Raw genomic sequence first — 19,495 nt, 5'->3', positions numbered from 1 at the left:
GATTCGAAAGGCGAAGCGTGGCCAAGAAGCAAGGTGCCATCGAAATTGAGGGCACCGTGATCGAGTCCCTCCCGAACGCCATGTTCAAGGTGGAACTCCAGAACGGTCACAAGGTCCTCGCGCACATCTCCGGCAAGATGCGGATGCACTACATCCGAATCCTCCCGGACGACCGGGTCGTGGTGGAGCTCTCTCCGTACGACCTGACGCGTGGCCGGATCGTCTACCGATACAAGTAGATCTTGCCCACACCCTGCTTCGGCAGAGTGGTGGCACTGACCCGGAGAACCTGACATCCCATGAAGGTCAAGCCGAGCGTCAAGAAGATCTGCGACAAGTGCAAGGTGATCCGCCGTCACGGTCGGGTCATGGTCATCTGCGACAACCTGCGCCACAAGCAGCGCCAGGGCTGACGCACGACCCCCTGCATCTCGCAGCACTTCGCGCGACGCACGTAATACGTACATACGCAGAGCCCGTCCAAGCCACGGCTGACGACACCTCCGGCGGGGGCCGGGGACCCGGACGTACCACCTCTCCTTCCTCGGAGCGGTCGGCGGCCGGGAGTGGCACTGCGGAAGACCCCCGAAATAACAACTGGAGCCATTGAATGGCACGCGTTTCAGGTGTTGACATCCCGCGCGAAAAGCGCGTGGAGGTCGCCCTCACCTACGTCTTCGGTATCGGGCGCACCCGGTCCAAGGAGATCCTTGCCACCACGGGTGTGAACCCGAACACCCGCGTTCGTGACCTGGCCGAAGAGGACCTGGTCAAGATCCGCGAGTACGTGGACGCCAACCTCCGCACCGAGGGTGACCTTCGCCGCGAGATCCAGGGCGACATCCGCCGCAAGATCGAGATCGGCTGCTACCAGGGCATCCGCCACCGTCGTGGTCTGCCGGTCCACGGCCAGCGCACCAGCACGAACGCCCGTACCCGCAAGGGCCCGCGTCGCGCGATCGCCGGTAAGAAGAAGCCGGGCAAGAAGTAGTCCTCAGCGGACGTACTGCGGCAGTTCGGATCCCCGGATCGTCGCAGCATCCAGCGGTCTTCGCTGTAGGACCGATCACCTCCCCTCTCCATCTGGAGTCAAGACATGCCCCCCAAGGGTCGTCAGGGCGCAGCCAAGAAGGTGCGTCGCAAGGAAAAGAAGAACGTCGCTCACGGCCACGCGCACATCAAGAGCACGTTCAACAACACCATCGTCTCGATCACGGACCCCTCGGGCAACGTGATCTCCTGGGCCTCCGCCGGCCACGTCGGCTTCAAGGGCTCGCGCAAGTCCACCCCCTTCGCCGCGCAGATGGCCGCCGAGTCGGCCGCCCGCCGCGCGCAGGAGCACGGCATGCGCAAGGTTGACGTTTTCGTCAAGGGTCCGGGCTCCGGCCGCGAGACCGCGATCCGCTCCCTCCAGGCCACGGGCCTCGAGGTCGGTTCGATCCAGGACGTCACCCCCACTCCGCACAACGGATGCCGGCCGCCCAAGCGCCGTCGCGTCTGACGCACTGAAGCAACGGAGACAACTGGAAAATGGCGCGATACACCGGGGCCGACTGCAAGCGTTGCCGTCGGGAGAAGCAGAAGCTGTTCCTTAAGGGCAGCAAGTGCGAGAGCGCGAAGTGCCCGATCGAGATCCGTCCTTACCCCCCGGGTGAGCACGGACGCGGGCGCACCAAGGACAGCGAGTACCTTCTTCAGCTTCGTGAGAAGCAGAAGTGCTCGCGGATCTACGGTGTCCTTGAAAAGCAGTTCGTGAACTACTACAAGGAAGCGAACAAGAAGTCCGGCAAGACCGGTGAGAACCTTCTGCGCATCCTTGAGACCCGCCTCGACAACGTGGTCTACCGGGCCGGCTTCGCCAAGTCCCGCGACCACGCCCGTCAGCTGGTGCGTCACGGACACATCACCGTGAACGGCACGAAGACCGACATTCCGTCGGCCCGCGTCGCCGCGAACGACGTCATCGAGGTTCGCCAGAAGTCCAAGGCCCTGACCCCCTTCCAGGTGGCCCAGGCCGAGGCCGGCGAGCGCACCGTTCCGGCATGGCTCGAAGCCGTGCCGTCGACGATGCGGATCCTCGTGCACTCCCTGCCCGAGCGCCAGGTGATCGACACCCAGGTGCAGGAGCAGCTGATCGTCGAGCTCTACTCCAAGTAGGAGAGCTCGTGGGTCCGGGCGGTACGGCTCTTTCGGGTCGTGCCGCCCGTACCCTTGTCAGTATCTGGGGGCGTCAAATAGTGGGCGCCCACGACTGAAGGATCGAAGCATGCTTATCGCTCAGCGTCCCTCGCTGACCGAAGAGGTCGTTGACGAGTTCCGCTCCCGGTTCGTGATCGAGCCGCTGGAGCCGGGCTTCGGCTACACCCTCGGTAACTCTCTCCGCCGTACGCTCCTCTCCTCGATCCCCGGCGCTGCTGTCACCAGCATCCGGATCGACGGTGTCCTGCACGAGTTCACCACCGTGCCGGGCGTCAAGGAGGACGTCACCGACCTCATCCTCAACATCAAGCAGCTGGTCGTCTCCTCGGAGCACGACGAGCCGGTCGTGATGTACCTGCGCAAGCAGGGTCCCGGCCTGGTCACGGCTGCTGACATCGCCCCGCCGGCCGGTGTCGAGGTCCACAACCCGGACCTGGTCCTGGCCACGCTGAACAGCAAGGGCAAGCTGGAGATGGAGCTGACCGTCGAGCGCGGTCGCGGCTACGTCTCCGCCGTCCAGAACAAGCAGGCGGGCCAGGAGATCGGCCGTATCCCGGTCGACTCCATCTACTCGCCGGTGCTCAAGGTCACGTACAAGGTCGAGGCGACCCGTGTCGAGCAGCGCACCGACTTCGACAAGCTGATCGTCGACGTCGAGACCAAGCAGGCCATGCGTCCCCGTGACGCCATGGCGTCGGCCGGTAAGACCCTGGTCGAGCTGTTCGGTCTGGCGCGCGAGCTCAACATCGATGCCGAGGGCATCGACATGGGCCCGTCCCCGACGGACGCCGCGCTCGCCGCCGATCTGGCGCTGCCGATCGAGGAGCTCGAGCTCACGGTCCGTTCGTACAACTGCCTCAAGCGTGAGGGCATCCACTCCGTGGGTGAGCTCGTCGCTCGTTCCGAGGCCGACCTGCTCGACATCCGCAACTTCGGTGCGAAGTCGATCGACGAGGTCAAGGCGAAGCTGGCCGGTATGGGCCTGGCGCTCAAGGACAGCCCGCCCGGATTCGACCCGACCGCCGCTGCCGACGCCTTCGGCGCCGACGACGACGCGGACGCGGGCTTCGTCGAGACCGAGCAGTACTAGTACGCCTCCGGCCGGGGCGCCCGGATTTCCGGGCGCCCCGGACCGGGGTGAGGCTTCGGCCTCAATCGCCGGACGGGCTCGATGAGCCCCGACGGCCCATGATCTTCCGTGAGGCGGCCGCTTCACGGGAACTGACACCGGTACCTGATACGGCCGGTGCAGCACACAAGGAGAAACACCATGCCGCGTCCCGCAAAGGGTGCCCGTCTGGGCGGCAGCGCCGCGCACGAGCGTCTGCTTCTCGCGAACCTCGCGAAGTCGCTGTTCGAGCACGGCCGCATCACGACGACCGAGGCCAAGGCCCGCCGCCTGCGTCCGGTCGCCGAGCGTCTGATCACCAAGGCGAAGAAGGGCGACATCCACAACCGTCGCCTGGTTCTGCAGACGATCACGGACAAGGGCATCGTGCACACGCTCTTCACCGAGATCGCCCCGCGCTACGAGAACCGCCCCGGTGGTTACACGCGCATCACCAAGATCGGCAACCGTCGTGGCGACAACGCCCCGATGGCCGTCATCGAGCTGGTCGAGGCGCTGACCGTGGCGCAGCAGGCCACCGGTGAGGCCGAGGCCGCGACGAAGCGTGCGGTCAAGGAAGACTCCCTCAAGAAGGACGAGGCCCCGGCCGAGTCCGCCGAGGTCGTCGAGGACGCCGCTCCGGCGGAGGAGTCCAAGGACGCCTGAGCGTTCTGAGACCACTGGACGGGCCCGCACCACCCTTCGGGGCGGTGCGGGCTCGTTCCGTATGTTCAGGCTTGAGAGGATCGTTGGGTGAGTGACGAAGTAGAGCCGGGGTTCGTGCGGGTGCGGCTGGACCTTGCGTACGACGGCAAGGATTTTTCCGGCTGGGCGAAGCAGACCGCCCGGCGCACGGTGCAGGGGGAGATCGAGGACGCACTGCGGACCGTGACGAGGTCGTCGCGGACGTACGACCTGACGGTCGCCGGGCGCACCGACGCCGGGGTGCACGCCCGGGGCCAGGTCGCGCATGTCGATCTGCCGGCCGAGGTGTGGGCCGAGCACGGCGAGCTGCTCCTGCGGCGGATGGCCGGGCGGATGGCACCCGACGTACGGATCTGGCGGGTGGCCGAGGCCCCGGTGGGGTTCAACGCGCGCTTCTCCGCGTTGTGGCGGCGCTACGCGTACCGGATCTCCGACCGGCCCGGTGGGGCCGATCCGCTGACGCGTGGTCATGTGCTCTGGCACGACCGGCCGTTGGATGTGGACGCGATGAATGCGGCGTCGGCCCGGATGCTCGGGGAGCACGACTTCGCCGCGTACTGCAAGAAGCGCGAGGGTGCGACGACCATCCGTACGCTGCAGAAGCTGAGTTGGGTACGGGACGCGGAGTCCGGGGTCGTCACCGGGACCGTGCAGGCCGATGCCTTCTGCCACAACATGGTGCGTGCGCTCGTGGGGGCGATGCTGTTCGTGGGTGACGGGCGTCGGCCCGACCCGTGGCCCGCCCAGGTGCTGGCTGCCGGGGTGCGGGATCCGGGAGTGCATGTGGTGCGGCCGCACGGGCTGACCCTGGAGGAAGTCGCCTACCCGGCCGATGAGTTGCTTGCCGCGCGCAACAAGGAGGCGCGCAATGTGCGGTCGCTGCCGGGACGCGGGTGCTGCTGAGGCGGACCGGGCTCAGCGGGACATCTTCCCCTTGTGTGCCCGCCGTCGGCGCCACGCCCCCGTCAACTGTCCCGCCAGGAACAGTGTGGTGAGCGTCGACAGCGTCGACCGGACCGGGCCGATGTCCGGGGTCCACCAGGCGTAGGCCGCGGCCGCCGTGAACAGCAGCAGGCCCAGGACGCGCAGCAGCCACCAGCGGGCCGGGCGGGGTTCGTAGGTGCCGGGAGCCGGCGGGTGGCTGCCGTCCTCCGTCGCCATCGTGTCGCGCATCCCGGCGAGCAGCCCGCGGCGGGTGAGGACCCGGGCGCCGGGGAGGGTGTCCAGGATCTCCGGGCGGGTGCCGAAGTCCGCGGGGAGCGGTGGCAGGGCGAGGGCGGCCAGCAGGTCGGACTGGTGCCGGGTCGGGTTGCCGGTGGAGCGGAGGATGTGGGTCAGGGGGCGCGGGTCCGCGACGGCGAAGAGCCGGGACAGGGTGGCGGCCGTGGCGGTGACCGTGGTGCGGTCCGGAGCCGGGGACGTCGTGTTCCACTCGTGAGCTGCCAGCGGTCTGCCCTTGTGGAACACGGTGAAGCCGCAGCGTTCGGGGGTGCGGCGCAGGACCAGCGTCGGCCACTTCTCACCGGTGGTGAAGTTGTCGGCCGCCGTGGTCAGCCGGTCCTCCGTGGACAGGACCGAGCGTTTGGCCGGCTTGAGGTCGGGGACGGCCTCGATGTACGTGTGCGTCGCCGATGCCGGGGCCGTACGCAGGGAGATGCCGCACATCAGCGCGGCCTGTGCCACGTCCTCCGGGCGGGCGGCCGCTATCGCGAGCGCGCACGGGGCGTCCGCCGTCCAGCCGGTGGCCGGTACGGAGTGTGGGTGCGAGGGACGGGCGAAGAACGGGGTCCTGGTCGCCACATGGATACGGACGCCCGAGCGGGTCTCGAGGAACTCCTGGCGCGGGTCGTCGCCGAAGTACGCCCAGGGGTATTTGGTGGCGGCGGTACCGATGGTGCGGAACGTGTCCAGGGCGTCGTGCCAGCGGTCCTGGCGCAGCAGCATCAGGGCCAGCTGGTTGCGGAAGCCGGCGGCCTCGCGGCTGCCCGGGGCGTATTCGGCGGAGAGGGCCAGAGCGCGGGTGACGGCGGCCGCCACGCGGGGCGCGAACGGGTCGGGGCCGGCGGGGGCGGTCGTCGGGCCGGTGGTGAGGACCTCGTACTCCAGCGCCGCCGACAGGGGCAGTGCGTGCAGCTTCGAGCCGGGCGGGGCCGTGTCGGCCGCGCTCTCGGCGAAGGCGAACATCTCCTCGTGCGAGCCGTGCCACTTCGCGCACAGGTACTGCAGGGCCGCGGTGTGGCAGCCGTAGTGGTGCGGATCGCGGGCGGTCGCCTCGGCCCAGTAGTCGTCGAAGACGGCACGCGGGGCCTGGCTGCCGAGTGCGTGGGTGAGGGCGATGCGCCAGGGGACCGGGTCGGCGGGGTTGAGCTCGGCCGCCGCGCCGATCACCGGGGCCGCGTCCTCCAGGAGCGCGAAGAAGGCCTGGAACTGGTCGCGCGAGACATGCCGGGCGCGGGCCGCCGTACGTATCTCCCAGGCCTGGCCGATACGGAGCTCGGCCTTGACCAGGGCCGCGTCCGGATCCTCGGGCGCCCCGTCCAGCCACGCGTCCAGCCAGCCGGGGTTGTGCAGCGCGGCCTCGGCGAGACGCGTGACGTACCCGTCCCTCAGCTCCCACTGGGCGTGCGCGCGGGTCGCGGCGAGGAGGTCACGGGCGGGGCCGTGGTCGCCTGCGGCGGCCGCCGTCAGTGCTGCACGCAGCGGCGCGTCCGCCGGGTCGACGACCACGGCCTCGTCCGGCGGCAGGTCTGCGCCGATCGTGGCGCTGTGGCGCAGTACCCGGGGGAGCGTGAGCAGGAAGGGAAGGCGCACGACGTCTTCGGGACCGGATCAGCCGGCAGATGCGGTGGCCGCGGCGGAGGCCTGGACCTCGCCGCGGTGGCGTATCTGCCGGAACGTGAAGTTCCGCAGGTCGTCGCCGACGGTGAAGACGTTCTTGTCGGCCTTGGTGACGTTCTTGCCGTTCGTGAAGCCGCCGATGGTGAAGTAGGCGTAGCGGCCGTACCAGTTGGTGGTGCGACGGCAGATCGAACCACCGCGGCAGAACGTCGGTACGCCCGCACCGCTCAGCGACGCCAGGCCGCCTGACGCCTGCTGCGCCGACTTCTTCGCCTGCGCCTCCGTCTCGAAGACCGCGACACCGACGGTCACGGCGACCCCCGCCCTGCTGTACGTGGCGCGGATGACCTGGTCGCAACCGTTGTTCATGAGGATCGAGCCGAGTGCGCCCTGCGTGGTCGCCGCGCAGTTCGTGGTGCGGTGCGTGGCGCCCTTGGTGTACCCGCGGTCGCCCATCGTCAGCTTCTTGCCCGGGTAGAAGGAGTCGATGGTGAGCGGCGCCTTGTCCTTCTTCACGTCGGAGACGTAGTCCTTCGGGTCCGGCGGGGGCGGGGGCGCCACCGTGGAGAAGGACGGCTCGGGCTCGGCCGAGTCGGTCGGCAGATCGGCGGGTCCCGGCAGTTGGCTCGGGTTCGTGTCCGAGCCGGTGGAGCCGCCGTTGTTGTTGGTCGAGATGACGGCCGTGGCGACGATGGCCGCGACCGCGGCGGTGGCGAGCGCGCCGCCGCCGATCAGCAGCCACTTCTTACGACGGCTCCGCGCGGCGGATGCCTCGGCCAGCGCCGCCCAGTCCGGAGTCTGATTGCCCCCGGGCCCCCAGGAGGGCCCCCCTTGCCCAAAGCTCATGCCGCGAATCCTAGACGGAACGTAAACCGGTTGGGCCAGGGCTTCGCGGGCCGTGACAATGCTGTGCATGGGACATCTTGAAGCGGGTCATCTGGAGTACTACCTACCGGACGGGCGGGTGCTGCTCGGCGATGCTTCGTTCCGGGTCGCGGACGGGGCCGTCGTGGCCCTCGTCGGGGCGAACGGCGCCGGAAAGACGACGCTGCTGCGACTCCTGTCCGGGGAGCTCCAGCCGCACGGCGGCACCGTGTCGGTGAGCGGCGGGCTCGGGGTGATGCCGCAGTTCGTGGGCTCGGTCCGGGACGACCGTACGGTCAGGGACCTGCTCGTCTCCGTCGCCCAGCCGCGCATCCGGGAGGCCGCGCAGGCGGTCGACAGGGCCGAGGAGCTGATCCTCACCGTCGACGACGAGGCCGCGCAGATGAAGTACGCGCAGGCCCTCAGCGACTGGGCGGAGGCCCGCGGATACGAGGCCGAGACCGTCTGGGACATGTGCACCATGGCCGCGCTCGGTGTTCCGTACGAGAAGGCGCAGTGGCGTGAGGTGCGGACGCTCAGCGGGGGTGAGCAGAAGCGGCTCGTGCTGGAGGCGCTGCTGCGCGGTCCGGACGAGGTGCTGCTGCTCGACGAGCCGGACAACTATCTCGACGTCCCCGGCAAGCGGTGGCTGGAGTCGAAGCTCAAGGAGACGCGGAAGACGGTCCTCTTCGTCTCCCACGACCGGGAGCTGCTGTCCCGGGCCGCCGAGAAGATCGTCAGCGTGGAGCCCAGCCCGGCGGGCAGCGATGTGTGGGTGCACGGCGCCGGCTTCGACACGTACCACCAGGCCCGCAAGGACCGGTTCGCGCGGTTCGAGGAGCTGCTGCGGCGCTGGGAGGAGGAGCACGCCCGGCTGAAGGCGCTGGTCCACCGGCTGCGGCAGCAGGCGGCGATCAGCCCCGACATGGCGTCGCGCTACCGGGCCATGCAGACCCGCTTCAAGAAGTTCGAGGACGCGGGGCCGCCGCCGGAGCCGCCGCGCGAGCAGGACATCAAGATGCGGCTGCGCGGCGGCCGGACCGGTGTGCGCGCCGTGACCTGCAAGGGGCTCGAACTGACCGGGCTGATGAAACCGTTCGACCTGGAGATCTTCTATGGGGAACGGGTCGCCGTCCTCGGCTCGAACGGGTCGGGCAAGTCACACTTCCTGCGGCTGCTGGCTGGGGAGCCGGTGGCGCACACGGGCGAGTGGAAACTCGGCGCGCGGGTCGCGCCCGGGCACTTCGCGCAGACGCACGCCCATCCGGAGCTGATGGGGCACACGCTCGTCGAGATCCTGTGGACCGAGCACGCGAAGGACCGGGGCGGGGCCATGTCGGTACTGCGCCGGTACGAGCTGGAGCGGCAGGGGGACCAGCCCTTCGAGAAGCTGTCCGGCGGGCAGCAGGCGCGGTTCCAGATCCTGCTGCTGGAGCTGGCGGGGACCACCGCGCTGCTGCTGGACGAGCCGACGGACAACCTGGACCTGGAGTCGGCGGAGGCGCTGCAGGACGGTCTCGAGGCGTACGACGGGACCGTGATGGCCGTCACGCACGACCGGTGGTTCGCGAAGTCGTTCGACCGCTATCTGGTGTTCGGGTCGGACGGGGTGGTGCGGGAGACCGTGGAGCCGGTGTGGGACGAGCGGCGGGTGGAGCGGGCGCGGTAGGGCCGGCGCGTTTTGACCCGTCCCGGGCGGGACGGGTACTGTCGGGGGTTGTTATACGTATCGGCTTCGTCGTTCTCACGCGAAGAGCCCTTACGTAGGTTCTCTGGAGCAGTTACCAGTGGCTCGCATACGGACAGCGTTCCCGGCATTGTGGGCCCCAGCTGCATGATCGCTTCAGGGGTGCCATGTGTCTGGACCTCATCCACTGAAGAAGCGAAGGCTACGAAGTGCGTACGTACAGCCCCAAGCCCGGCGATGTCACTCGCCAGTGGCACATCATCGACGCCGAGGACATCGTCCTGGGTCGTCTGGCCACCACGGCTGCGAACCTCCTCCGAGGCAAGCACAAGGCGATTTACGCCCCCCACATGGACATGGGCGACTTCGTCATCATCATCAACGCCGAGAAGGTTCACCTCTCCGGCAACAAGAAGACCCAGAAGATGGCGTACCGCCACTCCGGGTTCCCGGGTGGTCTGCGCTCCGTGCGCTACGACGAGCTGCTCTCCAAGAACCCGGAGAAGGCCATCGAGAAGGCCATCAAGGGCATGATCCCCAAGAACACCCTGGGCCGTCAGATGCTCTCGAAGCTCAAGGTCTACGCGGGCGACCAGCACCCGCACGCTGCTCAGCAGCCGGTCCCGTTCGAGATCACCCAGGTCGCGCAGTAGTTCCGGCCTCCCCCCAAAGACATAAAGAAAGATCTGAGGAGAATCGTGGCCGAGACCACTGTTGAGAACCCCATCGAGGGCACCGAGGGCGAAGAGGTCTTCGCCGAGGTGACCACCTTCGAGTCCGAGGTTCCCGTCGAGGGCGAGTACACCAGCGAGTCGCTGGCGTCCCGCTTCGGCGACCCGCAGCCCGCCGCCGGCCTTGGCCGTCGGAAGAACGCCATTGCCCGCGTCCGGATCGTTCCGGGCACCGGCAAGTGGAAGATCAACGGTCGCACCCTTGAGGACTACTTCCCCAACAAGGTGCACCAGCAGGAAGTCAACGAGCCCTTCAAGGTGCTCGAGCTCGACAACCGCTACGACGTCATCGCCCGCATCTCGGGTGGCGGCGTCTCGGGTCAGGCCGGTGCCCTGCGCCTCGGTGTCGCCCGTGCGCTGAACGAGGCGGACGTGGACAACAACCGCGCCCCGCTGAAGAAGGCCGGCTTCCTCTCCCGCGACGACCGTGCGGTCGAGCGCAAGAAGGCCGGTCTCAAGAAGGCCCGTAAGGCCCCGCAGTACAGCAAGCGCTAATCCGCCTGCTCAGCTGCTTTACACGTTCGCCCCGGCGGCACTTCTCGTGCCTCCGGGGCGTTCGTCTATAGGCGCCCTCGGGCGTATAACGGCATGAGACGTTCATAGGCCCGCCCTGGTCGGCATCACTCTTCGCGTCGCCACGCGTCTCGCCTTGCGTCTTGCCCTCAGTCGTTTTGACTTGTGATGGCTTGTTTTGTTTTTGCGGTTCGGTTTCGGAGCATCTTCGGAGGACACCAGTGGGACGACTCTTCGGCACGGACGGTGTACGCGGTGTCGCCAATGCGGATCTGACGGCCGAGCTCGCGCTCGGTCTGTCGGTGGCTGCGGCGCATGTGCTTGCTGAGACGGGCACCCTCGACGGAGGCCGGCGGCCGACAGCCGTGGTGGGCCGTGACCCACGCGCGTCCGGAGAGTTCCTGGAGGCCGCCGTCGTGGCCGGTCTGGCGAGCGCCGGCGTGGACGTCCTGCGCGTCGGTGTGCTGCCCACCCCCGCGGTGGCGTACCTCACCGGCGCGCTGGGCGCCGACCTCGGCGTGATGCTCTCCGCCAGCCACAACGCCATGCCGGACAACGGGGTCAAGTTCATCGCCCGTGGTGGTCACAAGCTCTCCGACGAGCTCGAGGACCGGATCGAGACGCTGTACGAGCAGCACCGCACCGGTGCGCCGTGGGAGCGTCCGACGGGTGCCGGTGTGGGCCGTGTCACGGAGTACGCAGAGGGCTTCGACCGGTATGTGGCGCACCTCGTCGCGGTCCTGCCGAACCGGCTCGACGGGCTGAAGATCGTCCTCGACGAGGCGCACGGCGCGGCCGCCCGGGTCTCGCCCGAGGCCTTCGCACGGGCCGGCGCCGAGGTGATCACGATCGGTGCGGCCCCGGACGGTCTGAACATCAACGCCGGCTGCGGTTCCACCCATCTGGACCTGCTGAAGGCCGCCGTCGTCGAGCACCACGCCGACTTCGGTATCGCGCACGACGGCGACGCCGACCGCTGCCTCGCCGTGGACGCCTCGGGCGAGGAGGTCGACGGCGACCAGATCCTGGCCGTGCTCGCCCTCGCCATGCGCGAGGCCGGACAGCTGCGCAAGGACACCGTGGTCGGCACGGTCATGTCCAACCTCGGCTTCAAGATCGCCATGGAGCGTGAGGGCATACACGTCGTCCAGACCGCCGTCGGCGACCGGTACGTACTGGAGTCGATGAAGGCCGAGGGCTTCGCGCTGGGCGGCGAGCAGTCCGGCCATGTCATCGTCCTCGACCACGCCACGACCGGCGACGGCACGCTGACCGGCCTGCTGCTGGCGGCCCGGGTCGTGGCCACCGGCCGTACGCTCGCCGAACTCGCCGGCGTCATGCAGCGGCTCCCGCAGATCCTGATCAACGTCCCGGACGTCGACAAGTCCCGGGTGGAGACGTCGGCGGAGCTGGCGGCCGCGATCGACGAGGCGGAGCGCGAGCTGGGTGACACCGGCCGCGTACTGCTGCGCCAGTCGGGCACCGAGCCGCTGGTGCGGGTCATGGTCGAGGCGGCCGACATCGAGCAGGCGCGCTCGGTGGCCGGGCGGCTGGCCGATGTGGTGAAGTCCGCGCTCGGGTAGCGCGTCGTCCTGCTGTTCCCGAGCGCCGAGGGGCCCGATGCATGCATCGGGCCCCTCCGGCGCTTCGCTCAGGCCTGGGCGGCGCCCGAGGCCGTGGCGGCGGTCCGGCGGCGGTGGGCTGCCCACAGCGCCTTCTGGAGCAGCAGCGTCAGTGTCCCCGCGAGCACGATCCCGGCGAGGTTCGCCATCAGCTGGCCCACCGAGCCCCACATCTGTCCGTAGTCCCGGTAGCTGAACGCCACCGCGGCATTGGCCGCGGCCGGCACGGTCGTCACCGAGATCGCGACGCCGATCAGCGCCCCGGACTTCGTCGAGGTGAGGGAGAGTGTCCCCGCGATGCCCGCCAGGAACGCCACCACGAACGACATCCAGTCCGGCTTCCAGATGAACGCCGTGTTGGGCCGGGCCGCCTCGACCATCGCCTCCGTGAACAGCCCGAAGGCGTTCATCATCCAGGCGAACCCGACCGTCACCACTATCGCGACGGCGAACCCGGCGATCAGCGTCCACAGCGAACGCCACGCCAGACGGGGGGCGCGCTGCACCAGCGCCGTGGAGATACCGGCCAGCGGCCCGAACTCAGGGCCCACCGCCATCGCGCCCACGATCAGGATCGCGTTGTCGAGCATCACACCGCAGGCGGCGAGCATCGTCGCGACCGAGAGGAATGCCGCATAGGTGATGCTGAACGTCGACTCCTCTTGGGTCGCGTCCGTCAGCTTCTCCCACAGCACCGCGTCCACGCCCTCGCCCGGAGCGTCCTTCTTGGCCCGGTCGGCGAGGGCGGAGAGCGTCAGGTCCGAGTGCTCGACGGTGATCGAGCCGGACTCGTCGACACCGAGTGTGCGCAGGGCGTTGATCAGCTCGTCGCCCGCCTCGCGCGCCACGTCGCACAGCACCACATCGCCCGCCGGGTCACGGGCGGCCGCGGGCAGCACCACCAGATGCGTGGTGCCGACAGTGTGCTCGACGAGATGCAGCACCTCGTCCGTACGGTCGGCGGGGACGATCAGGCGCAGGTGCAGCACGCGGGTACTCCCGGGAGGTCGGAGTCTCAGAGTTTGCGCAGCGACAGACGTTGGACCTTGTGATCCGGGCCCTTGCGCAGCACCAGGGTGGCACGGCCCCGGGTGGGGGCCACATTTTCCAGCAGGTTGGGCTTGTTGATGGTCCGCCACATCGTGCGGGCGTACTCCATGGCCTCCTCCTCGGAGACCTGTGTGTACTTACGGAAGTACGAGAACGGGTTCTGGAACGCGGTCTCGCGCAGTTTGCGGAAGCGGTTGAGATACCAGGTCTCGATGTCCTCGGCCCGCGCGTCCACGTACACACTGAAGTCGAAGTAGTCGGCGAGCCCGACCCTGGTGCGGCCGTCCTTGCCGGGCAGCGCGGGCTGCAGCACGTTGAGGCCCTCGACGATCAGGATGTCGGGGCGGCGTACGGTGAGCCGCTCGCCCGGCACGATGTCGTAGATCAGGTGCGAGTAGACGGGCGCGGTCACCTCGTCCTTGCCGGCCTTGATGTCGGCGACGAAGCGGGTCAGGGCGCGTCGGTCGTACGACTCCGGGAACCCCTTGCGCGACATCAGCCCGCGCGCCTGGAGCTCCTTCATCGGCAGCAGGAACCCGTCCGTGGTCACCAGCTCGACCCGGGGGTGCTCGGGCCAGCGGGCCAGCAGCGCCTGGAGGATACGGGCGCTGGTGGACTTGCCGACGGCGACACTGCCCGCGACCCCTATGACGAAAGGAGTGCCGCGCTGCGCACCGTGGCCGTTGCCCGCGTCCCCGAGGAAGGTGTTGAGGGCGCCGCGCAGGCCGGAGGTGGCCTGGACGTAGAGGTTCAGGAGCCGGGAGAGCGGCAGGTAGACGTCCCGCACCTCGTCGAGGTCGATGACGTCCCCGAGCCCGCGCAGCTGCTCGACCTCGGCGGCGGTCAGCGGCAGCGGGGTCTTGTCGCGCAGGGCACTCCATTCGGCACGCGACAGGTCGACGTACGGCGTCGAAGCGTGCTCGGCGCGTCGCTGGGTGCTCCGTGGCGGCGAAGTGATCACGAGTTCATTGTTGCGGGAGTTTTAACGGAGTGGGGGGTGGGGTCGGTCACGTGGGGAGACGAAAGGGCTCGTTCCGGACGTGCCGCCTACGGTTGTGTGCTCACTTTCCTGAGCACACAGAGCTCTCCGCTGTCGGGGTCGCCGATGAAGGTCCACAGGAGGGCGGAATCGGGCTTGCCCCTGGCCACGAGTTCGCCACTGACATCGCCGGGGGCGAACCCGACGGACACCTCCGTGGCGCTGAAGGTGCCGTTCGCGGCGAATACGAGCTGTCCTGCCAGGTTCCCCGCAGCCGGCTCCTCGCCAGGACGAGCGGGGGGCCGTCCCGCTCCGGGGCCGGTCCCCCACCTGCAGCCGCGGGGGCATCAGCCTCAGCGGCCGATCCGCAGCGACCTCAGCACGGACCGGGTCCGGCTCTTCAGCCCGCCGCCGGGCGAGGACGCGGGCCGGGGGATGGAGTCGGCGTCACGTTCCGGCATCCGTACCACCGCGGCGGCCGGCACCCCGGCGTCGATCACCGCGACCCGGTCCGGGCCGAGCCGGTCGTACAGCGTCGGTTCCACCGCGACGGTGAAGCCGTCGAGGCCCGTGAGGTGCCGGGCGCCGTCCGGGAAGACCTGCAGGGCGGCGCAGGCCTCGTACCGCACGGTGATCTCGCCGCCGGGGGTGCGCAGCGTGACGCTCCTGGGGCCGACGACCAGTGCCACGTCGTCGTTCCCGGGGGAGCGGTGCGTGGTCCCCGCGAGGGCCCGGGACGTGGTGGACCACTGCGGGGCGGACGTGAACCCGGCCCATTCGACGTCCCGGCCCGGCACCTGGATCAGTGCCGTGGAGTGCAGCTCGCGGGCCACGTCGCGCAGGTCGCCGACGGTGACGGCGGCCAGCTCGGCCCGGTGCTCGTCGGGGGTGAGGTTCCGGTGTCCGCAGAGCAGGTTCAGGGCGTACGAGGGCAGTCTGGCCGCCCCGGCATCGGGTGTGTCGTACACCTTGAGGATCTTGGCACGCGCCGAGTCGAGTTCGGACTGCTCGATGCGGCCCGCCCGCAGCCTGGCCAGCACGTCCACGAAGCCACCGACCACCGCGTCCTGCTTCTTGGGAAGGGCGTCGGCGAACGCGGTGATGGTCGCGAAGTCGTTGTCGCGCGGGTGGTAGCTGCTGTCGGCGATGTACGAGTAGCCGCCGTTCTGGCGCAGATCGGAGTAGAGCGCACGGCCGAGCACCTCGCAGAGGAGCGTGGCGGCCGTGGAACGTCGGACGATGCCGTCCAGGACGACTCCGCCGTCGTCACCGTGGATGAAGGCCGGGGTGACGGGCAGCGCCGACGTCACCACGGGCGGTGGCTGCGGGGAGCCGGCCGGAAGAGCCAGGTCGAGTCCGTCGGGCACGGTGTCACTGGTGATCCACAGGACGGCGTTGTCCCGGGTGAACCGGGTCCGTGCCCAGTCGCGCACCGCGTCCGCGGTCAGATGCCAGGTGCCGTACTCGGCGTAGCTGCTGAGGCCGTAGCCCTGTGCTCCGTACCGCCACAGCGGCAGTCGGTGGTTGGGACCGCGACCGCGGCCCGCAGCTTCCGTTCGGAGGATGTCGCGTTCGGTCTCCAGCCGCTCCACGGGCAGGTCGCGCAGCGCCGCGCAGACCCCGTTGAGGTACGTGACGACCTCGTCGGGGGTGCCGGTGACATGGAAGAGGGTGTAGGTGGCGGCGGTGGCGCCGTTGTAGTGCAGATCGGAGACGCCGTGCCGGTGCAGCGCCAGGTGCTCCACCAGGTGGGTGATCCCGGCGGTGGCGAGGGTCTCGTCGGCGACCCCGACGCGGAAGAAGAGCCCGGCGGTGACGGGGCCGGGAGCGGGGGCCAGCACCGTACGGATGGAGTCGACCTCGGTGGTGCGGATGTCCGGGTCGGTGGCGGTGGTTTCCTGGGACATCGGCTCAGCCCTTCGCCAGTGCGATCTTGCGGTGCTTGAGGAACTGGACCTGCTTGTCGCCGTAGTAGCCCCAGGGCGATTCGGTCGCCTTGTCGCCGACCGTGCGGAAGAACGGCGCGGCCTCCCGGTAGTGGCCGCCCAGGCTCAGCGCCCCCGCGAACTCGTTGTGGTCGCCCACCCAGTGGAAGCCCGGCCGGTAGTCCGGATGCTGCACGGAGCGGGCGGCGGCGGCCAGCAGTTCGTCCCGTACCGCGGTCGGCCGCAGCACGTCGCTCCGGCCGTCCTCGGAGTCGTCCAGCCACTGCTCCAGATACACCCCGGCGATCAGCCGTCCGGCGTGGCTGCCGGGCGGCGCCGACTCCAGGCAGGACCGCGCGAACCCGAACGCGGCCTCCCAGCTGCCGCCCCACTTCGGGCACAGCTGCTGCAGCAGGGCCAGCTGCCCCTGGATGTGGTGCGGGTGATGCTCCGCCAGCCGGTCGTAGCGCCGCCGCGCCTCGCTCTGCCCGAGCTCCAGTCCGCGCGCGGTGGTCAGCCGGGTGGTCCAGGCCGGGGCGTACGTGGGGTGCTCGGCGCAGACGTCGATCAGCAACTGCTCGGCGCGCCGCAGCCAGCTGTGGAACTGCCGGAACTGGGACTGCGAGACATGGGCGGCGGTGTACGAGCTGCGGATGGCCCAGCCGATGGCGATGTACCGCCCGGCGAGCAGCGTCCGCGCCAGCGCGGATCCGGGCCGCTCGGCGACGACCTGCTCCAGGAACCGCTCGGCGGTGCTGAGGCCGGTGACCACCGACGACGCGATCGCCCGGTCGTCCTCGTGGTCGAGGAAGTCGAAGTACGCCTCGGTCGACTCCCAGTCGTTGTTCAGTACGGAGGTGCGCAGATCGGCCAGGGAGGGGATGTTTGCGCAGAGGTCGAACTCCGCACGTATCAGGGTGTTGGTCTGTGACATGACAGTCCTCGGAGCGGACGCGACCGGTGGGGGCTCGCGTGCGGGACGGCTCGCGGGCGTGTCGACGACGGGCGGGGTGAGACAACGAAGAACCGGAGGTTAGCAGCCTGCGCGGACAGTGCGGCGGTGAGTTTTACGGCCGTCCGCCGAGCGGAACCGGAGGGGACTTCACCGCACGTCAGGGCCACGTCCGACGCCGCCGTCTCCGACACCCGCGGCCGGATTGACCAGGGTGCCCGCTCCTCTCTCGTGGACCGTCGGCGAGGCCGGCCGGGGCGTACCGGATCGACGGTGCCGAGTCCGAGGCCTGCGCCTGGGCGGCCGGCAGATCGCAGCGCCTCGGCGGTGGGCGCAGGAGGGGGAAGCGGACCTTGGGCTGCGGCTCGCAGCGGATTGCAGTGACTCCGCCGACGAATGATCCCGGCCGCTCCGCGTCCCTTCTGCGACGATGCCAAGCGAGGGGAGGGCGACCACGAAAGGATCGTTATGTGTGGAATCGTCGGTTACGTCGGTGGGCAGTCCGCGCTCGATGTTGTCGTCGCGGGGCTCAAGCGCCTCGAATACCGGGGTTACGACTCCGCGGGCATCGCCGTTCTCGCGGACGGCGGGCTTGCCTCCGTGAAGAAGGCCGGGAAGCTCGTCAATCTGGAGAAGGCGCTGGTGGAGCAGCCCCTTCCGGCCGGGACCACCGGGATCGGGCACACCCGTTGGGCCACCCACGGCGCTCCCACCGATGCCAATGCCCACCCGCATCTCGACAACGCGGGGCGCGTCGCCGTCGTGCACAACGGCATCATCGAGAACTTCGCCGCGCTGCGCGCCGAACTTGCCGAGCGCGGCCACGATCTGGCGTCCGAGACCGACACCGAGGTCGTCGCCCATCTGCTCGCCGAGGCGTACTCGTCGAGCGGTGATCCGGCGGAGGCGATGCGGCAGGTCTGCCGACAGCTCGAAGGGGCGTTCACCCTGGTGGCCGTGCATGCCGATGAGCCGGATGTGGTGGTGGGGGCCCGGCGGAACTCGCCGCTGGTGGTCGGGGTCGGGGAGGGGGAGGCGTTTCTGGCCTCCGATGTGGCCGCGTTCATCGCGCACACCCGGTCCGCGATCGAGCTGGGGCAGGATCAGGTCGTCGAGCTGCGGCGGGAGTCCGTCACGGTCACCGACTTCGACGGACAGCCCGCGGATGTCCGTAAGTACCACGTGGACTGGGACGCTTCCGCGGCCGAGAAGGGCGGCTACGACTACTTCATGCTCAAGGAGATCTCCGAGCAGCCGAAGGCGGTCGCCGACACCCTGCTGGGCCGGATCGACCGCGCGGGCTCGCTCCACCTCGACGAGGTGCGCATCCCGCCGCATGTGCTCCGGGAGGTCGACAAGGTCGTCATCGTCGCCTGCGGGACCGCGTTCCACGCCGGGATGATCGCCAAGTACGCCATCGAGCACTGGACCCGGCTGCCCTGCGAGACGGAGCTCGCCAGCGAGTTCCGCTACCGCGACCCGATCCTCGACCAGCGCACCCTCGTCATCGCGATCTCCCAGTCCGGGGAGACGATGGACACGCTGATGGCTCTGCGGCACGCCCGCGAGCAGGGAGCGAAGGTCCTCGCCATCTGCAATACGAACGGGTCGACCATTCCACGTGAGTCCGACGCGGTGCTGTACACGCACGCCGGACCGGAGGTCGCCGTCGCCTCGACCAAGGCGTTCCTGACGCAGCTCGTCGCCTGTTATCTCGTCGCCCTGTATCTCGGCCAGACCCGCGGCACGAAGTGGGGCGACGAGATCCGGACCGTCGTCCGGCAGCTCTCCGAGGTCCCCGGGCAGGTCGAACGGGTGCTGGAGACCATGGAGCCGGTGCGGGAGCTGGCCCGCTCGCTGGCGCACCAGGACACCGTCCTCTTCCTGGGGCGCCATGTGGGTTACCCGGTGGCCCTCGAAGGCGCGTTGAAGCTCAAGGAACTCGCGTACATGCATGCCGAGGGCTTCGCCGCCGGTGAGCTGAAGCACGGGCCGATCGCGCTCATCGAGAACGATCTGCCGGTCGTCGTGGTCGTGCCGTCGCCGCGCAGCCGGTCGGTGCTCCACGAGAAGATCGTGTCGAACATCCAGGAGATCCGGGCGCGTGGCGCGCGCACCATCGTCATCGCGGAGGAGGGCGACGAGGCGGTCGTTCCGTACGCCGACCATCTGATCTGGATCCCCGCTACGCCTACGCTGCTTCAGCCGCTGGTGGCGACCGTGCCGTTGCAGGTCTTCGCCTGCGAACTGGCCACCGCCCGCGGCAACGAGGTGGACCAGCCACGCAATCTGGCGAAGTCCGTGACCGTCGAGTGAACCAAT

At 69.3% G+C, this 19,495-nt stretch carries 19 protein-coding genes; 13 read left to right on the top strand and 6 right to left on the bottom strand.

The genetic code is table 11. From position 1 onward, the window contains the following. Positions 1 to 17 precede the first annotated feature (17 nt). The 8 genes from infA to truA all read left to right on the top strand — a co-directional run bounded on the left by infA (position 18) and on the right by truA (position 4,915). A complete protein-coding gene (gene infA / locus OHA88_RS20845) occupies positions 18 to 239 on the top strand; it encodes a translation initiation factor IF-1 (RefSeq protein ID WP_003956442.1) in 222 nt (73 codons plus the stop codon). A 60-nt stretch (positions 240 to 299) separates the two neighbouring features. Beyond that, positions 300 to 413 carry a 50S ribosomal protein L36 gene (gene rpmJ, locus OHA88_RS20840; protein WP_003956441.1) on the top strand — a complete coding sequence of 38 codons (114 nt, stop codon included), beginning with the start codon at positions 300 to 302 and terminating at the stop codon, positions 411 to 413. Between the two features lie 197 nt (positions 414 to 610). Beyond that, a complete protein-coding gene (gene rpsM / locus OHA88_RS20835; RefSeq protein ID WP_014047799.1) occupies positions 611 to 991 on the top strand; it encodes a 30S ribosomal protein S13 in 381 nt (126 codons plus the stop codon). 105 nt (positions 992 to 1,096) lie between these two features. Beyond that, positions 1,097 to 1,501 carry a 30S ribosomal protein S11 gene (gene rpsK / locus OHA88_RS20830; protein ID WP_003956432.1) on the top strand — a complete coding sequence of 135 codons (405 nt, stop codon included), beginning with the start codon at positions 1,097 to 1,099 and terminating at the stop codon, positions 1,499 to 1,501. 29 nt (positions 1,502 to 1,530) lie between these two features. Further along, complete coding sequence (gene rpsD, locus OHA88_RS20825) at positions 1,531 to 2,157, top strand: 30S ribosomal protein S4 (RefSeq protein WP_267002997.1); 627 nt, start codon at positions 1,531 to 1,533, stop codon at positions 2,155 to 2,157. 109 nt (positions 2,158 to 2,266) lie between these two features. Beyond that, on the top strand, positions 2,267 to 3,289 hold the full coding sequence (locus OHA88_RS20820) for a DNA-directed RNA polymerase subunit alpha (protein WP_030914177.1): 1,023 nt from the start codon (positions 2,267 to 2,269) through the stop codon (positions 3,287 to 3,289). 180 nt (positions 3,290 to 3,469) lie between these two features. Then, a complete protein-coding gene (gene rplQ / locus OHA88_RS20815; RefSeq protein ID WP_328626633.1) occupies positions 3,470 to 3,973 on the top strand; it encodes a 50S ribosomal protein L17 in 504 nt (167 codons plus the stop codon). Positions 3,974 to 4,060: 87 nt separating this feature from the next. Beyond that, complete coding sequence (truA, locus tag OHA88_RS20810) at positions 4,061 to 4,915, top strand: tRNA pseudouridine(38-40) synthase TruA (protein WP_328626632.1); 855 nt, start codon at positions 4,061 to 4,063, stop codon at positions 4,913 to 4,915. A gap of 12 nt (positions 4,916 to 4,927) precedes the next feature. Here the strand turns inward: truA and OHA88_RS20805 are convergent, their stop codons facing one another. Beyond that, positions 4,928 to 6,823, bottom strand: coding sequence for a hypothetical protein (locus OHA88_RS20805; RefSeq protein ID WP_328626631.1), 1,896 nt, complete (start codon positions 6,821 to 6,823; stop codon positions 4,928 to 4,930). Positions 6,824 to 6,841: 18 nt separating this feature from the next. Beyond that, positions 6,842 to 7,696, bottom strand: coding sequence for a hypothetical protein (locus tag OHA88_RS20800; protein ID WP_328626630.1), 855 nt, complete (start codon positions 7,694 to 7,696; stop codon positions 6,842 to 6,844). Positions 7,697 to 7,754: 58 nt separating this feature from the next. Here OHA88_RS20800 and OHA88_RS20795 point away from each other — a divergent pair, with 58 nt between their 5' ends. From OHA88_RS20795 to glmM, 4 genes are all read left to right on the top strand, one after another. Then, positions 7,755 to 9,383, top strand: coding sequence for an ABC-F family ATP-binding cassette domain-containing protein (locus OHA88_RS20795; protein ID WP_328629747.1), 1,629 nt, complete (start codon positions 7,755 to 7,757; stop codon positions 9,381 to 9,383). A gap of 227 nt (positions 9,384 to 9,610) precedes the next feature. Further along, positions 9,611 to 10,054, top strand: coding sequence for a 50S ribosomal protein L13 (gene rplM, locus OHA88_RS20790; protein WP_030979660.1), 444 nt, complete (start codon positions 9,611 to 9,613; stop codon positions 10,052 to 10,054). A gap of 45 nt (positions 10,055 to 10,099) precedes the next feature. Beyond that, on the top strand, positions 10,100 to 10,627 hold the full coding sequence (gene rpsI, locus OHA88_RS20785; RefSeq protein ID WP_030979658.1) for a 30S ribosomal protein S9: 528 nt from the start codon (positions 10,100 to 10,102) through the stop codon (positions 10,625 to 10,627). A 239-nt stretch (positions 10,628 to 10,866) separates the two neighbouring features. Beyond that, positions 10,867 to 12,228, top strand: a complete 1,362-nt coding sequence (gene glmM / locus OHA88_RS20780) for a phosphoglucosamine mutase (protein WP_267002981.1) — start codon at positions 10,867 to 10,869, stop codon at positions 12,226 to 12,228. Positions 12,229 to 12,296: 68 nt separating this feature from the next. Here the strand turns inward: glmM and OHA88_RS20775 are convergent, their stop codons facing one another. From OHA88_RS20775 to OHA88_RS20760, 4 genes are all read right to left on the bottom strand, one after another. Then, on the bottom strand, positions 12,297 to 13,256 hold the full coding sequence (locus OHA88_RS20775; protein WP_328626629.1) for a DUF389 domain-containing protein: 960 nt from the start codon (positions 13,254 to 13,256) through the stop codon (positions 12,297 to 12,299). A gap of 26 nt (positions 13,257 to 13,282) precedes the next feature. After that, entirely contained in the window at positions 13,283 to 14,278 is a 996-nt protein-coding gene (coaA, locus tag OHA88_RS20770; RefSeq protein ID WP_030914205.1) for a type I pantothenate kinase, read from the bottom strand. Positions 14,279 to 14,649: 371 nt separating this feature from the next. Beyond that, positions 14,650 to 16,203, bottom strand: coding sequence for a M16 family metallopeptidase (locus OHA88_RS20765; RefSeq protein ID WP_328626628.1), 1,554 nt, complete (start codon positions 16,201 to 16,203; stop codon positions 14,650 to 14,652). Positions 16,204 to 16,207: 4 nt separating this feature from the next. Continuing rightward, on the bottom strand, positions 16,208 to 17,155 hold the full coding sequence (locus OHA88_RS20760; protein WP_328626627.1) for a hypothetical protein: 948 nt from the start codon (positions 17,153 to 17,155) through the stop codon (positions 16,208 to 16,210). A gap of 486 nt (positions 17,156 to 17,641) precedes the next feature. Between OHA88_RS20760 and glmS the strand changes: the two genes are divergently transcribed. Beyond that, positions 17,642 to 19,489, top strand: a complete 1,848-nt coding sequence (gene glmS / locus OHA88_RS20755) for a glutamine--fructose-6-phosphate transaminase (isomerizing) (protein WP_326605307.1) — start codon at positions 17,642 to 17,644, stop codon at positions 19,487 to 19,489. Positions 19,490 to 19,495: the final 6 nt, after the last annotated feature.

The sequence above is a fragment of the Streptomyces sp. NBC_00353 genome (assembly GCF_036108815.1).
Taxonomy (GTDB): domain Bacteria; phylum Actinomycetota; class Actinomycetes; order Streptomycetales; family Streptomycetaceae; genus Streptomyces.
This window is presented reverse-complemented; position numbering and strand designations above follow the sequence as displayed.